At 65.2% G+C, this 15,341-nt stretch carries 13 protein-coding genes; 2 read left to right on the forward strand and 11 right to left on the reverse strand.

Annotated elements, in window-relative coordinates; translation table 11 throughout:
• Positions 1–262: 262 nt before the first annotated feature.
• The 4 genes from PI87_RS13960 to PI87_RS13975 all read right to left on the reverse strand — a co-directional run bounded on the left by PI87_RS13960 (position 263) and on the right by PI87_RS13975 (position 3,762).
• Positions 263–1,156 (reverse strand): ABC transporter permease, encoded by an 894-nt coding sequence (locus tag PI87_RS13960; RefSeq protein ID WP_039598325.1) that lies wholly within the window; start codon positions 1,154–1,156, stop codon positions 263–265.
• Positions 1,146–1,931, reverse strand: coding sequence for an ABC transporter ATP-binding protein (locus PI87_RS13965; RefSeq protein ID WP_039598326.1), 786 nt, complete (start codon positions 1,929–1,931; stop codon positions 1,146–1,148). The genes PI87_RS13960 and PI87_RS13965 overlap by 11 nt, the downstream gene beginning before the upstream one ends.
• Before the next feature lie 65 nt (positions 1,932–1,996).
• Complete coding sequence (locus tag PI87_RS13970; RefSeq protein WP_039598327.1) at positions 1,997–2,719, reverse strand: GntR family transcriptional regulator; 723 nt, start codon at positions 2,717–2,719, stop codon at positions 1,997–1,999.
• 113 nt (positions 2,720–2,832) lie between these two features.
• Positions 2,833–3,762, reverse strand: coding sequence for an MBL fold metallo-hydrolase (locus PI87_RS13975; protein WP_039598328.1), 930 nt, complete (start codon positions 3,760–3,762; stop codon positions 2,833–2,835).
• Between the two features lie 74 nt (positions 3,763–3,836).
• Here PI87_RS13975 and PI87_RS13980 point away from each other — a divergent pair, with 74 nt between their 5' ends.
• Positions 3,837–4,736 (forward strand): LysR family transcriptional regulator, encoded by a 900-nt coding sequence (locus tag PI87_RS13980; protein ID WP_039598555.1) that lies wholly within the window; start codon positions 3,837–3,839, stop codon positions 4,734–4,736.
• A gap of 38 nt (positions 4,737–4,774) precedes the next feature.
• Here PI87_RS13980 and PI87_RS13985 read toward each other — a convergent pair whose 3' ends face one another.
• The 4 genes from PI87_RS13985 to PI87_RS14000 form a co-directional block, all read right to left on the reverse strand.
• The gene (locus PI87_RS13985; RefSeq protein ID WP_039598329.1) at positions 4,775–5,539 is read right to left on the reverse strand and encodes an SDR family oxidoreductase; all 765 of its coding nucleotides are present in this window, start codon (positions 5,537–5,539) and stop codon (positions 4,775–4,777) included.
• A gap of 44 nt (positions 5,540–5,583) precedes the next feature.
• Positions 5,584–6,618 carry a phosphotransferase gene (locus PI87_RS13990; protein ID WP_039598330.1) on the reverse strand — a complete coding sequence of 345 codons (1,035 nt, stop codon included), beginning with the start codon at positions 6,616–6,618 and terminating at the stop codon, positions 5,584–5,586.
• Positions 6,619–6,637: 19 nt separating this feature from the next.
• Positions 6,638–7,312, reverse strand: coding sequence for a histidine phosphatase family protein (locus PI87_RS13995; RefSeq protein WP_039598331.1), 675 nt, complete (start codon positions 7,310–7,312; stop codon positions 6,638–6,640).
• 153 nt (positions 7,313–7,465) lie between these two features.
• Positions 7,466–8,539, reverse strand: coding sequence for an alkene reductase (locus tag PI87_RS14000; RefSeq protein WP_039598332.1), 1,074 nt, complete (start codon positions 8,537–8,539; stop codon positions 7,466–7,468).
• Between the two features lie 105 nt (positions 8,540–8,644).
• Here PI87_RS14000 and PI87_RS14005 point away from each other — a divergent pair, with 105 nt between their 5' ends.
• Positions 8,645–9,520 (forward strand): LysR family transcriptional regulator, encoded by an 876-nt coding sequence (locus tag PI87_RS14005; RefSeq protein ID WP_039598333.1) that lies wholly within the window; start codon positions 8,645–8,647, stop codon positions 9,518–9,520.
• A gap of 2 nt (positions 9,521–9,522) precedes the next feature.
• Here PI87_RS14005 and PI87_RS14010 read toward each other — a convergent pair whose 3' ends face one another.
• The 3 genes from PI87_RS14010 to PI87_RS14020 are packed head-to-tail and all read right to left on the reverse strand — an operon-like array spanning position 9,523 to position 15,305.
• Entirely contained in the window at positions 9,523–10,980 is a 1,458-nt protein-coding gene (locus PI87_RS14010) for an efflux transporter outer membrane subunit (protein WP_039598334.1), read from the reverse strand.
• A 3-nt stretch (positions 10,981–10,983) separates the two neighbouring features.
• Positions 10,984–14,127, reverse strand: a complete 3,144-nt coding sequence (locus tag PI87_RS14015) for an efflux RND transporter permease subunit (RefSeq protein WP_039598335.1) — start codon at positions 14,125–14,127, stop codon at positions 10,984–10,986.
• A gap of 20 nt (positions 14,128–14,147) precedes the next feature.
• Positions 14,148–15,305, reverse strand: coding sequence for an efflux RND transporter periplasmic adaptor subunit (locus PI87_RS14020; RefSeq protein ID WP_039598336.1), 1,158 nt, complete (start codon positions 15,303–15,305; stop codon positions 14,148–14,150).
• Positions 15,306–15,341 lie beyond the last annotated feature (36 nt).

The following is a 15,341-nucleotide window of genomic DNA, read 5'->3' on the forward strand; positions in this document are numbered from 1 at the left end:
CCGTTTCGTCCCCTGCCGGGGCCGACTCACTTTCTTTGTCTTGCCAAAGAAAGTAAGCAAAGAAAGGCGCGCCCGAGATGGCGACTTCCCCTTGGATTTTTGTCACGGGGAGGGGAAGGAGCCAAACTCGCTGCGCTCAGACAAGGCTCCTTCCTTTTTCCTCCCCGCAACAAAAATCCAAGGCGCCATCTAGGGCAGGGTACGGCCAAACCGTCTGGGTGCGTGGGTTGGCGCCAAGGCTCGCTGCGATACTGGCGCGGGTTTAGTTCTGCATACCCCAGCGTTTGACGGTACGGTTTTCCAGCGTGCGGAACACGAGGTTCTCCACCAGCAGGCCGATGATGATGACGGTCAGCAGGCCCGCAAACACTTCCGGAATCTGCAACTGGTTCTTGTTCTCGTAGATGTACCAGCCGAGGCCGCCCTGGCCAGAGCTGACGCCAAACACCAGCTCGGATGCGATCAACGTACGCCACGCAAACGCCCAGCCGATCTTCAGGCCGGTGAGGATGGACGGGAACGCCGCCGGGATCAGGATCTTCGTCAGATACCCCATGCCTGAGAGGCCGTAGTTGCGGCCGACCATGCGCAGCGTGTTCGAGACCGACAGGAAGCCCGCATGCGTGTTGAGCGACACGGCCCACACCACTGAATGCACGATCACGAAGATCAGGCTGCCGTTGCCCAGGCCAAACCACACCAGCGCGATCGGCAGCAGGGCGATGGCGGGCAGCGGGTTGAACATGGCGGTAAGCGTTTCCAGGAAGTCCTGCCCCAAGCGGTTGCTGATGCCCAGCACCACCAGCGCGCACGACAGCGCCAAACCAAGCGCATAGCCAGCGAGCAAGGTCTCCATGGAGGTGCCGATGCGCGCGAACAGTGTGCCGCTGGCGAGCCCTGCCCACAGCGCCTGTGCCGTATCCGAGAAGGTCGGCAGCAGCAGCGGGTTGTCGAGCCAGCGCGCGCCGCCTTCCCAGACGAGCGCCAGCACGACGAGGATGATCAGCTTGCGCAGCCACACCTGTTCGTAAAGTCGCTCGGCAATCGACAACGGTTTTTCAACCACGCCGATACGCTCGAACGCCACCGGCGTGCGGTACACCGGCTCGCGATCGCTCACGTTGGTGGTGGGCATGGAAAGGGTTTCAGTCTGCATGGGTTTCCTCCACCGCGCGGGCGAACAGCATGTCGTGGATCTCGGCTTCGAGGGCCTTGAAGCGCTCGGGGTCGCCATCACCGCGCGCGAGGCTTGGCAGTTCGGCGCGGACCTGGCCGGGGTGCGGCGAGAGGATCAGGATGCGGCTGCCGCAGCGGATCGCTTCCGGAATCGAGTGCGTGACGAACAGCACGGTGAAGTGCGTTTCGTCCCACAGTTGCAGCAGCTCATCCTGCATCTTGCGGCGGGTGAGCGCGTCGAGCGCAGCAAAGGGCTCGTCCATCAGCAGCACGTCGGGCTCCATCGCCATGCCGCGCGCAATCGCCACGCGTTGCTTCATCCCGCCCGACAGCATATGCGGGTGGTGGTCGGCAAACTTGGTGAGGTTGACCTTGTGGATGTAGTGCAGCGCGCGTTCCTCCGCTTCGCGCGCACCGAGCTTGGCCGTCGACAGCAGCGGGAACAGCACGTTCTCTTTCACCGTCTTCCACGGCAGGAGTTGGTCGAACTCCTGGAACACCATCATGCGATCCGGCCCGGGCTTGGTCACCGGTTGGCCCTTGAGGCGGATCTCACCCTCCGTGGGCGTGAGGTAGCCGCCGATGGCCTTGAGCAACGTCGACTTGCCGCAGCCCGATGGGCCCAGCAGGATGTAGCGCTCGCCGGGGTAGACCTGGAAGTCGACGCGGTACGTGGCGGTGACCAGATGCTGGCGTGTCTTGTACTGCAGCGTCACGCCGCGTACGTCCAGCAGTGGCGGAGGGTTCGCCTGCATGGTGTGTTGTCTCCTGTTTGTGTTTTGTAGGTATGGGTGTGTCGCGTGCGGCTGTGGCGCTACCGCTACCGGATGTCGACGTGATATCGGAAGTGCGCCGCCGCGCCGCGTGAGCGCCGCCATTCGAGCGGCGTACGGTCATAGCCGCGCGCCACGCGCTCGATCACCATGACCGGGTCACCGGCCTGGATGCGCAGCAGGCGCGCGTAGGTGGCGTTGACGGCCTCGGCGGTGAGCGTTTCTTCTGCGCTCGCGATGATCTGGCCACAGTGCGATTCGTACAGCGGGTAGAGCAGGTCGCCAAAGGCACTGAGGTCCAGCGTGGCGAGGTCGGCAAAGCGGTCGTGCGGCAGCCAGATTTCTTCGGCCAGCAGCGGAGCGCTGTCGAGCAAGCGCAACCGGGTCAGGCGGATAACGGGGGCACCGGTTTCAATCTGCAGGCCTGCGGCGGGCGCGGAGGGTGCGTCGAGCACATCGCGCTTGAGGATGCGGCTCTCGGGGATACGTCGCTCGCCGGTCTCGCTCTGGAAGCGGAAGAAGCGGAAGAGCGAGCTGGCAAAGCTGGCGCGCCGCACGAAGGTGCCGCGCCCCTGGAAGCGCTCGAGCAGGCCTTCGGCCACCAGCACATCCACCGCTTTGCGTACCGTGCCGACGGCCACGTTGTACGTCTTGGCGAGTTCCGCTTCAGTGGGGATGGCGTCACCCGGGCGCCAGTGCTGTTGGGCGATCTGCGCGGCCAGGTCGTCGCGCAATTGCTGGTAACGGGGCAGGCGGAGATCAGCGGGCATGAGGAGCAATGCAGGTCAACTATTCATCTATATGACTCCGCCATTGTAGAGAGCTTGGTCTCAATGGGCAGTACAGGAAAACCCGTGCCCGTGCCGGTCGCCTTGCGTGTGCCTTAGCTGGGGCGATAGACGCCGTGTTCGTCCACCTGCACTCGGCCATCGGCTAGGAGTTCGGCCAAGTGCTGCGAGATCGTGCGGGTTTCGGCACTCACTGCCCAGAGGCTCTCGTAGCCCGGCGGATACAGCAGCCGTTGCTCGACCAGTTGCTCCAGTGTCTTGGGCGATGCGTTCAGCAATGCCAGCAGGCGCTGCTCACGCTCATTGAGCTTGGCCGTGTACGCGGCGAGATCACGCAGGAATTGCGCGCGATCGGTGTACACGCCCCGATGGTGCGACGTGACCCACACCTTTGCGGGAATCTCCGTCAACCGTGCGAGGCTGCGGCGGAAGTCGCGCAGACTCGAACACGCATCGCCGTAATAGGGGCCGAAGCCGGTCAGGTCGATATCGCCGATGAAGGCCACGCCCTCCGGCTCGACCAGCAGCACGGTGTGGCCTGCCGTGTGGCCGGGCATGTGGATGGCGCGAATCCGCGTCTGGCCTACGTCCCACGAGGCACCGTCCGCGTACCCCAGCGCATCGGGGCGGGGGGCGTAGAAAAAATCGCGCTGGATGTTCGCCAGCATGGCCGGAGCATGTGCCGCGTCCAGGCCGTAGTGAGTCACCATGCCGTCCCAACTGTGCACGGCAGCCAGATCGGCTTCGTTCACGTGCACGGTGGCATGCGGCAGGCGATGCAGGCCGGCCATGTGGTCTTCGTGCGCGTGACCCATCACCACCAGTTCGGTTGCGTCGAACTCGGGCCCGATGTGGTTCGAGACGATGGGCGTGTCGAACGCAGCGCGGGTGTCCGAGCCGCGGATCACTACCTGATTGCCATCGGGGTACTTCCCGCTTTTCTCACCAAAGAAGACAGACACGCGGCCAAAGTCGACGCGCTGGACGGGTACGTGGGGAGCGGGTTTGCCGGCAGTGGTGCTCACGTTGATCCTTTCTTCAATGGGCGTAGCCGCCGCGTGCTCGATCGCGCTTATGATCCCGCCATGGAGGCATGGCGATGCGCATTTCGAAGGTTGACCTGAATCTGTTCGTTGTATTTGAAGCGATCTACCACCACCGCAACCTGACGCGGGCGGCGGAAACGCTGTGCATCACGCAACCTGCTGTCAGCAACGCGCTGGCGCGCATGCGCAAGACCTTCAACGACCCGCTGTTCGTCAGCACCCCTGCCGGCATGGTACCGACACCGATGTCGGAGAACATCATCGGCCGGGTGCGCGAGGCATTGCAGTTGCTCGATGCCAGCGCGCACGAGGGCGATGTGTTCGACCCGGCCGCGTCGGAGCGCGTCTTTCCCGTCAGCATGAGCGACCTGACTGAGGCCCTGGTGCTGCCCGCGCTGGGCGAGCGGCTCCAGCAGCAGGCGCCCGGCATGCACATCCGCAGCTACTACACCGACCGTGCCGAGGTGCCCATTGCGCTGGCGAATGGGTCCATCGCCCTGGCCATCGACGCCCCGCTCATTGCCGATCCGCAGTTGTGCCAGACCGCACTGGGGCGCGACCGCTACGCTTGCATGATCCGCCACGACCATCCGTTCAAGGGGAACGTGATGTCGATGGAGGACTACCTGGCGATGGGGCACGTCCACGTGTCGAGCCGCCGCAAAGGCAGTGGCTATGTCGACGCGGAACTCACGCGGCTCGGGCAACGCCGGAACATCCGGATGCGCGTGCAGCACTACATGGTCGCGCCGCTGATCGCCATGCGGACGGACCTGGTGCTGACGGCGCCGCTCAGGCTGCTGCAACGCTATCCTGTCCGCATTCTCGAGTTGCCGTTCGAGATTCCCGATCTTGAGTGGCACTGCTACTGGCACCGCAGCGTCGACCGGGACCCCGGCAACCAGTGGCTGCGCGAACAACTGATGAGCCTGATGCGCGACGCCGCGGACTGACCCGCGCTAGCGGGCCATCAACCATCAACCATCTACCGTCAGACCGTCATGCCACCGTCCACGACGATGCACTCGCCGTTGGTGTAGCTCGCGGCATCGGATACCAGATAGAGCACCGTGCCGGCCATCTCGCGCGGCTCTGCGTGGCGGCGCAGCGGGATCTGGCTGATCCAGCGGTCGTAGGTTGCCTTGTCTTCGAACAGCGCACCGGCAAACTTGGTCTTGGTCAGGCCGGGCAGCAGGGCGTTCACGCGGATGCCGAACGGCCCGCATTCCATGGCAAACGCACGCGTCATGTGGGCCACAGCCGCCTTGGTGATGGAGTAGATGCCTTGCTTGTCTCCAGGGTGTAGCGCATTGACCGACGCGGTATTGACGATTGCGCCGCCGCCCTGTGCCTTCATCATCTTGCCGGCTTCGATCGACATGAAGAAGTAGCCGCGGATGTTCACTTCCACCGTCTTCTCGTATGCGCCGAGATCGGTGTCGAGGATGTGCCCGAAGTGCGGGTTGGCGGCCGCGTTGTTGATGAGGATGTCGAGCCGGCCATGCGTGCGGCGGATGGTGTCGAACGTGGCGGTGATGTCTTCCATGCGGCCGACGTGGCAGGCGAGGGCCTCGGCCTTGCCGCCTGCTGCGCGGATGCTTTCTGCAACGGCTTCGCAATCGGCCAGCTTGCGGCTGGAGACGATCACGTGTGCGCCTTGGCTTGCGAGCAGTCGGGCGATTTCCTCGCCAATGCCGCGGCTTGCGCCGGTCACCAGGGCAATCTTGCCGGTCAGGTCGAACAGGTTGGTGCTCATGTTGTGCTCCTCCAATGGTTGGAATTTTGTTGGCTGCGGCGGTGTCAGTGTTGGGCGTCGATCAGGCGCACCGCGGCTTCGGCCAGCGGCCTGGTCATGTCTCCGGCCTTGCTGGCCTGTGCGTTGGATGCGTTGCCGTTGAGCGCGCGCCGCTTGACGCCTTGTGCAATGGACGCAAGGCGGAAGAAGCTGAACGCCAGGTAGAAGTGCCAGTTGTCGATGGGGGGCAGGCCGCGCAACTCGCAGTAGCGCGCCACCATCTCGGCTTCTTGCGGAATCCCCAAGGCGTCGCGGTCTTGTCCTGCAAGGCCGGGAATGTGTGAGCCCGACGAAGGCAGCCGCAGGCACATGCAGAAGTACGCCAGGTCTGCCAGCGGATTGCCGAGGGTCGACAGCTCCCAGTCGAGCACCGCCTTCACACGCGTGCTGTCCGGCTCGAACATCATGTTGTCGAGGCGGAAATCGCCGTGTACGAGGGCTGGTTTACCGTCATCCGCCGGGCAGGCCGAGGGCAGCCACGCGATGAGCCGCTCCATCGCGTCAATCCGTTCCGTTTCGGCCAGGCGGTACTGCTTGGTCCAGACGCCGATCTGGCGTTCGAAGTAGTTGCCGGGCTTGCCGTAGTCGGCCAGCCCCACCGAGTCCACATCAATGTCATGCAGCGCCGCCATCGTGCGCAGCATGGCGTCGTAGGCAGCGGTCCGATCCGTTTGCGACAGCTCGGGCAGGGCTGGATTCCAGAAGATGCGCCCGTCTTCAAAGCTCATCACGTAGAACAGGCTGCCGATCACCTCACGGTCTTCGCACAGGTGATACGGGCGCGCCACCGGCACCGCCGTGCCCGACAGCGCGGTCAGGATGCGGAACTCGCGGTCGACCGCGTGGGCGGATTTCAGCAACTCGCCTGGTGGTTGCCGGCGCAGCACGTAACGGGCGTTGGGCGTGCGCAGGAGAAAGGTCGGGTTCGATTGGCCGCCGGAAAACTTCTCGGCAACCACCGGGCCTTCGAAGCCGGGAACATGGTCTTGCAGATACCGCGCCAGCGCGGCGATATCGAGTTGCTGCGGATCGTTCGTCATGGTGAAACGCGTGGAGCGCTTATCCGTAGGTCTGGAAATCGTGCCGCTCGGAATGGTCCAGGTGCGGGATGCCGTTGAAGGTGGCGAGCTGGAATGCGTCGGCATTGAAGAAGTACTGCGAGATGCTGCAGTTGCGCACCTGCAGATTCAGCGCGATGGCGCTGGCCGCCGGTGCCGCCAGTACCTGCTGTGCGGTGACGGCAATCGGGCCGCCTGAGCTGACCGTCAGCACACGCTGCCCGCCACCGCGTTGGATGGCGGCGCGCGCATCGGCCACGCGCTGCTGGAACTGGGCCCAGGTCTCGGGAACGGGGCCGCGGATCTTGTCTTCGGACCACAGTTGCAGCACCTGCTTGAGCGCGCGGTAGTGGTCGCGCATCGACCCGGTGGCCATGCGCGTCAACTCGGGAAAATCATCGCCGAGCGCGGCAAACAGCCCTTGGAAGTCGTATTCGTTCAGGCCGGCGTGCTGTTCGCACTGGGCGTCCGGGCGGCCCATGCCGCGCAGGATGGCGTCGACGGTTTGTTCGTGCCGGCGCAGCGTGCCGCAGATCACCCGGTCGAAGACGATGTTTCGCTGCGCGAAGTACTCGCCCAGCCAGGCGCTCTGTTGCACGCCGCGTTCGGAGAGCTGGTCGTAGTTCGCCGCGCCAAACGATGCCTGTCCATGCCGTACGAGATAAAGCTCCGCCATCGTCTGCTCGCTAAGTAGGGGGCCCCAGCTTAGCGGCAGGACATCTATTTTTGAAATTTATTGTTTTAATGGTTGGTCATTCATGCGAAGAATGACCTGCGGCCCCTGCTGGGGCCGCGTTTGGGTGGGTTGCACTGAACTATGGACGGCGCGTCAGGCGCTCTGCGCTTCACGCAGCGTCGGGTAATCCGTGTAGCCCTGTGCCGTGCCGCCAAAGAAGCCGTTGCGGTTTGCCTCATTCATCGGCGCAGCGGTTTGCAGGCGGGTCACGAAATCGGGGTTCGCCAGCACCATCTGGCCATAGGCTTCCAGATCGGCCAGGCCGGATGCCACATCGGCGCCGATCTGCTCACGCGGGCGGCCCGGCCGGTTCAGGATGAGCGTGCCCCTCCACAGCCGGCGGATGTCGGCCAGCAACGTTTCGTTGCCCTGATGCATGACGTGCAGGTAGGCCAGCCCCAGCGTGTCGAGTTCTGCGACGAGGTGGCGGTAGAGGTCCGGGCCTTCTGCGCCTTCATCGATGCCCCACATCGTCGTACCCGGCGACAGGCGGATGGCAGTGCGGTCCCCGCCGATTTCCTCGGCAATGGCCGTGGCCACCTCGATGGCGAAGCGCGCACGGTTCTCGAGCGTGCCGCCGTAACCATCCGCGCGCGTGTTGGCGCTGGGTGCGAAGAACTGCTGGACCAGGTAGGCATTGGCGCCGTGGATTTCCACGCCGTCGGCGCCGGCCTCGATGGCGCGGCGGGCGGCGTGACGGAAGTCCTGCACGGTCTGGCGCACCTCGTCGGTGGTCAGCGCACGCGGCGTGGGGATGTCCTGCATGCCCTTGGCGGTGAACATCTGCGTGCCCGGCGCAATGGCCGACGGCGCAACGCCCGGCCGGTGGTGCGGCGTATTGTCCGGATGCGACATGCGCCCCGCATGCATGAGCTGGATGAACAGACGGCCGCCCTGCGCGTGCACAGCGTCGGTGGTTGTCTTCCAGCCGGCCACATGCGCGTCGGTATAGATACCGGGCGTCGTGAGGTAGCCCTGGCCGTCATCTGAGGGCTGCGTGCCTTCGGTCACGATCAGGCCCACGCTTGCCCGCTGGGCGTAGTACTCGGCGGCCAGTGCGCCCGGCGTGCCGTCGACCTGGGCGCGGCTGCGCGTCATCGGTGCCATGACCAGGCGGTTGCTCAGGGTGGTGCGTCCAACGCGGGTGGAGTCGAACAGCGTGCGCATGATGAAACCTCGAAATGGGGTGGGATGGCGGCATCATCGTCTGCTTCTTCGGCGGGATAAATAGGATAATCTGCAGAACATTGATCCATTGATGGAGCAATCAGCATGGAGTTGCTGAACGACATGGCCTTGTTCGTGGAGGTCGTCAAAGCCAAAGGTTTCCGCAGTGCTGCGGAGGCGATGGGCGTGCCGAACTCGACCCTGTCACGGCGCATCAGCGCGCTGGAGAAAGCGATCGGCCTGCGCCTGCTGCATCGCACGACTCGCAAGATCGAGTTGACCGAAGCCGGGCAGATCTACTTCGAGCGCTGCAAGCGCATCGTTGACGAAGCGCGCCTCGCGCACGAGCAGTTGGGCGACATGTTGGCGCAGCCCAGCGGCGTGCTGCGCGTGTCGTTTCCGGTGGATTTTGCGGTGACCTACCTGGCGCCGTTGATTGTCGAATTCGCCAACCTGTATCCCGGCATCACGTTCGATTTCGACCTGACCTCACGGCGGGTCGATCTGGTGAGCGAGCCCTTTGATGTGGCGATCCGCATGGGCGAGTCCGATGACTCGCAACTCATCGCGCGCCAGCTGGTACAGCTCACGCCCAGGCTCTACGCATCGCCCGGCTACCTGCGGCGTGCGGGCGAGCCCGCCAGGCCCGCCGAGCTGGCGCGGCACGAGTGCGTGGGCATCCTGAAAGCGGGCGCGTGGACATTGCATGACGGCAAGCGAAGCACCACGGTGTCGATCGGCGGCCGCTTTACGCTCAACAGCGTCGGCATGATCCGGCGCCTTGCCACGCTGGACATGGGCATCATCCTGGTGCCGGAAGAGGTGGTGGCCGATGAGCTGGCCAGCGGCAAGCTGCACCGCATTCTGCCGGCATGGCATGGGACCCCCACGCCTGTTTATGCGATGACCGAAACGCGCCTGCTACCGGCGAAGACGCAGCGCTTCATCGAATTTCTTCGCGAGCGTCTGGGCGCGGCCTGAGCCTATTCCGGAGCACCCGGGCGGACGTTCTGAACCGCGCCGCTCGCGAGCGTGGCGTTGGTGTCTGACAAACCGCCCCCCAGCGCCTTGTAGAGCGCGACAGCATTGCCGAACTCGCTGCGGCGCAGGTCCAGCAGCGCCTGCCGTGCGGCATACAACTGGCGCTGAGAATCCAGCAGCTCTAACCGTCCATCGACTCCCGCGCGATAACGCAGGTTGGACAGCTCGGTCCGGCGCTCGGCGCTGGCAACGACCCGGGCTTGGGACGCGATCTGCCGGCCGAAGGTTTCACGCCCGGCCAAGCCATCCGCCACTTCACGGAAGGCACCCTGGATGGCGCGTTCGTACTCCGCCACCGCGCTGGACTTGCGCAGCTCGGCCAGACGCAGTTCAGAGCGCAGCCGGCCGCCCTGGAACAGCGGCAGCGTGACCTGCGGCGCAAAGCTCCAGGCGCGGTGGTCGCCATCAAACAGGCCGCGCATGGCTGGGCTGACGAAGCCCAGCGAGGCCGTCAGTGATAAGCGCGGGAAGAACGCTGCACGTGCCGCGCCAATGTCGGCATTGGCGGCCACCAGTTGCTGCTCCGCCTGCAGGATGTCGGGCCGACGCAGCAGCAAGTCGGACGGCAGCCCCGCCGGCAACTGCGTGACCACCTGCTGCTGATCCAGCGGCAGCGGGGCAGGGAGGTCCACCGGCAGTTCGGTGCCCACCAGCAGTTGCAGCGCGTTGCGGGCTTGCTCAACGGCACGCGTGCGGGCGTCCAGATCGGCCTCGGCACTGGCGACTTGGCCTTCCGCCTGCGCGACATCCAGACCGCTGTTCTGTTGGCCTTCTTTCAGGCGGCGTGCCAGCTCCAGCGACTGGCTCCAGTCGGCCAGCGTGCGGGTGGCCAGCCGCCGCTGTTCGTCGGCCAGGCGTTCCGCAAAGTAGGCGTCGGCCACTGCGCCAACCAGCGCGATCTGCGCGGCGCGGTGCCCCTGCTCGCTCGCCAGGTAGCGCGCGAAGGCGGCGTCAGACAGCGATCGCACACGGCCGAACAGGTCGATTTCGAACGCGCTCAACCCCACGTTCACGCCAAATTGCTTCTGCGTTTGCGCGGGAACGGCGGGGTCGACGTCTGCATTGGCCGCCGTGCGCTGCCGCGTGGCGTTGCCGGTGGCGTCAATGCTGGGCAGGCGTGCAGCACGTTGGATGCCGTACTGGGCCTGCGTGGCCTCCACGTTGAGCGCGGCCAGGCGCAGGTCGCGGTTGTTGGCCAGCGCCAGCGCAATCAGGCGCTGCAGGCGCGGGTCGCCAAACATGGCGCGCCAGCCCAGATCGGCTGCGTGCGCCTGCGCATCGGTTGTGGCAAGAGCGTTGACCGGATACGTGCCCGGCACCGGCAACTCCGGCTTGACCATCGCGGGTGCCAACGAGCAGGCCGACAAGGCCAGGACAAGAGGAAGGATGAGAAATCGCATGACTTAATGTTCTTGTTCGGGGCTTGGCAGAGCGAGCTTGCGGCGAGACGTCAGCCACTGCCCGATGCGCTCCTGCAGGCCCATCACGAATACGAAGAAGACGGGAACGAAGAAGATGGCCAGTACGGTGGCCGTCACCATGCCGCCGAATACGCCGGTACCGATGGCGTGCTGCGTCTCGGCGCTGGCGCCCGAGGCGATCATCAGCGGCACCACGCCCAGGCCGAAGGCCAGCGAGGTCATCAGGATCGGGCGCAGCCGCAGCCGCGAGGCTTGGATGGCCGCTTCGATCAGCCCCTTGCCTTCTTCGCGCAACTGCTTGGCAAACTCGACGATCAGGATGGCGTTCTTGGCGGACAGACCGATCACCGTGATCATCCCGACCTTGAAGAACACGTCGTTCGGCAAGCCGCGCAGCAGCACCGCACCAATCGCGCCGATCAGGCCCAGCGGCACCACCAGCATGACCGACAGCGGGATCGACCAGCTCTCATAGAGCGCTGCCAGCACCAGGAACACGACGATCATCGACAGCGCCATCAGCATGGGCGCTTGCGATGCCGATTGACGTTCCTGCAGCGACTGCCCCGTCCACTCGACTGCAAAGCCAGGCGGCAGTTGTGCAGCCAGACGTTCCATCTCGGCCATGGCGGCGCCGCTGGACTGGCCGGGCGCGGCGGTGCCCGAGATGCGCGCAGACGGGTAGCCCTGGAAGCGCACCATCTGCAGCGGTGTTTCAGACCACACGGGGCGAACCACTTCAGACAGCGGCACCATGCCGCCGCCGGCGTTGCGTACGTAGAGCTTCATCACGTTGTCGATCTGCATGCGCGCCGGTGCATCGGCCTGGATGATCACCTGCTGCATGCGGCCCGCGTTCGGGAAGTCGTTCACGTAGGTCGAACCCATCGCGGTCGACAGCGTGTCGCTGATGGTCGTGAACGATACGCCGAGCGCCTGCGCTTTTGCGCGATCGATCTCCAGGCGGATGCTTGTGCCGGCCGGCAGGCTGTCTGGGTACACGCCCGACACGATCTTACTTTGCGCCGCGAGTTCGAGCAGCTTGGTCTCGGCCGCCTTGAGCGCTGCATTGCCCTGGTTGGCGCGGTCTTCCAGGCGCATGGTGAAGCCGGAGCTGTTGCCCAGTTCATCGATTGCCGGTGGCAGCAGGCTCATCACCGTGCCTTCGGTCACGCCGGCCATCGCCTGCTGGGCCAGCATGCCTTCCTCGAGGGTTGACGAGCCGCCGCGGTTCTTCCAGTCCTTGAGCACCGCCCAGTTCATCGCGGCATTCGAGCCGGAGCCGGAGAAGCCATAGCCGATGACGGAGATGCTGGACTCGATGGCCGGACGCGAGGCAAGGTGCTTTTCCAACGTGTTGACCACATCCTGCGTACGCTCGGTCGTGGCGCTGGCGGGCAACAGGAAGCCCGTCATGAAGTAGCCCTGGTCTTCATCCGGCAGGAACGACGACGGCAAGCCCTTGAAGCCGAACACCAGCGCGCCCGAGATTGCAACGAACACCAGCATCACGCGGCCCGCGCGGCCGATCAGCCGGCCCACGCGCGTCTCGTACCAGTCTGTCAGGCGTTCGAAGCGGCGGTTGAACCAGCCGAAGAAGCCGCGCTTTTCGTGGTGCCCCGGTTCCACCGGTTTGAGCATCGTGGCGCACAGGGCCGGCGTGAGTGTCAGCGCGAGCAGCGCCGAGAACAGGATCGACACCGCCATCGACAGCGTGAACTGCTTGTAGATGACGCCCACCGAGCCGCTGGCGAGCCCCATGGGGATGAACACAGCGGTGAGCACCAGCGTGATGCCGACGATGGCGCCAGTAATTTCCTTCATCGCCTTGATGGTTGCGTCCTTGGGCGAGAGGCCTTCTTCCGCCATCAAGCGCTCGACGTTCTCGACCACCACGATGGCATCGTCGACGATGATGCCGATCGCGAGCACCATGCCGAACATGGTCAGCACGTTGATGGAGAAGCCGGTCATCAGCATGACCGCGAAGGTGCCGAGCATGGCCACCGGCGCGACGATGGCCGGGATCAGCGTGTAGCGCGCGTTCTGCAGGAACAGGTACATCACCGCAAACACGAGCACCATCGCTTCGAGCAGCGTTGCGATGACCTTCTCGATCGAGATCTTCACGAACGGCGACGTGTCGAACGGGATCGAGTAGCTCATGCCCGCCGGCATCGTCTTGCTCAGTTCCGTCATCCGCGTGCGGATGGCGTCGGCGGTCTTCACCGCGTTGGCACCCGGTGCGAGCTGCACGCCGGCAAGGGTGGCCGGCTTGCCGTTTTCGCGGTTGACGAACGCATAGCCCTGCGAGCCGAGTTCAACACGTGCGACATCGCCCAGCACGACCTTGGAACCGTCTGCGTTGGCGCGCAGCACGACCGCCGCGAATGCTTCCGGCGTGGTGAGCTGCCCTTGCACCGTGAGCGGCACGGCCACGCGCTGGCCCGGCAACGCGGGCGAGGCACCCAGGCTGCCCGGCGCGATCTGTACGTTCTGCTGGCTGATCGCTGCCGTCAGGTCGCCCATCGACAGGCCGTAGTTAATCAGCTTCTGCGGGTTGACCCAGATGCGCATCGCGCGCTCGGAGCCGAACTGCTGCACGCGGCCCACGCCTTCAATCCGGCGCAGCTCTTCAGCGAGGTTGCGCGACATGTAGTCGGCGAGTTCGCTTTCATCAAAGCGGCCGCTCTCGGAGCGCAGGCCGATGAGCATCAGGAAGCCCGATGACGCGGATTCCACGACCACACCGTTCTGACGCACGACGGCAGGCAGGCGCGGCTCGATGGTCTTGAGCTTGTTCTGCACGTCGACCTGCGCCATGGCGGGGTCCGTACCGGGCTTGAACGTGACCGTGATCTGCGCGCTGCCGGACGTGTCGGACGACGATTCGAAGTACAGCAGGTTTTTGACGCCGGACAGCTCGCGCTCGATCAGGCTCAACACGCTGTCGTTCATCGCCTGCGGCGTGGCGCCGGGGTAGTTGGCGGTAATCGTGACGCTGGGCGGCGCCACCGTGGGGTAGCGCGCGACCGGCAGTTGCGGGATGGCGATCGCGCCCATCAGGATGATGAACAGGGCGATCACCCACGCAAAAATCGGGCGCCGGATAAAGAATTGAGACATGGCTGGATGCTCCCCGAGGCTCAGTGCGCGGAGGCAGTTGTTGTCGCATCAGGCGACTTCCAGTCGGACGCGGTCACGGCCGCGCCGTCGATCAGGCGTTCCATCCCTTCAACGACAACCTTCTGGCCGGCCTGCAGACCCGACTTGATGCGGTAGCTGCGGTTTGTCAGCTCGCCGATCTCAACGGCTGTCAGGTGCGCCTGGCTCTTCGCGTCGAGCACCCACACCTGCGGTTTGCCGCCCGCGCGCAAGATTGCCTGTTGCGGCACCGTCAGCGCGTTTTCGTAGTGCGCACGTGGAATGCGGGCGCGCACGTACATGCCCGGCAGCAGTTGGCGCTTCGGGTTGTCGACCAGCACACGCAGCAGCACGTCACCGGTGCCGGGGTCGACATTGACCCCCGAGAAGAGCATGCGGCCCTGCACGTCGTAGCGCGTGTCGTCGTCGCGCAGTACGTCGACGGGCAGGCCGTTGCCCTTGGCTTCTGGCTGTGCCGCCAGCGCGCCACGTAGGGTTTCGAGCGATGCGGCCGGCTGGCGCACGTCCACATAGACCTGGTCGATCTGCTGGATGCGGGCCATCGGGTTGCTGTCGCCGCTGCCGACCAATGCGCCCTCCGTCACGAGTGCCTGATCGATGCGGCCCGGGATGGGGGCCTCCACCGTGGCGAACTTCAGGTCGAGCTGGCGGCGGGCGAGGGTTGCGCGGGCTTGCGCTACGTCAGCGGCAGCTTGGTCTCGCTGGGCAACGGCGTCGTCGTAGACCTGGCGGCTGATCGCGTCAGCCTGGACCAGCGGCTGGAGCCGGGTGGTCTGTACGCGTGCACGCGTCAGGGCAGCTTCTGCGCGTTGCAAGGCGGCCGCGGCGGTTTCCATGTCGGCCTTGAAGGGTGCCGGGTTAATCTGGAACAGCGGCTGGCCGGCACGGACTTCGGTGCCTTGCTCGAACAGCCGGCGCATCACGATGCCGCTGACCTGCGGCCGGATTTCCGCCACGCGCACCGCGGCCACACGGCCGGGCAGGTCTTCCGTCAGTTTGAGAGGGGCGGGCGCCACGGTGGTCGTCGCCACCTGAATGGCCGGCGCAGCGGCCTGCTGCTGGGACTCCCCACACCCCGCGAGTATCGCCACCGCCAGGGCGCACACCACCCCGTAGCGGCAACGTCGTTCGTTCTTCATATCGACTCCATAAGGCGCAGGCAGCCACCTGCCCGC

Source organism: Ralstonia sp. A12, assembly GCF_000801955.1.
Taxonomy (GTDB): Bacteria; Pseudomonadota; Gammaproteobacteria; order Burkholderiales; family Burkholderiaceae; genus Ralstonia.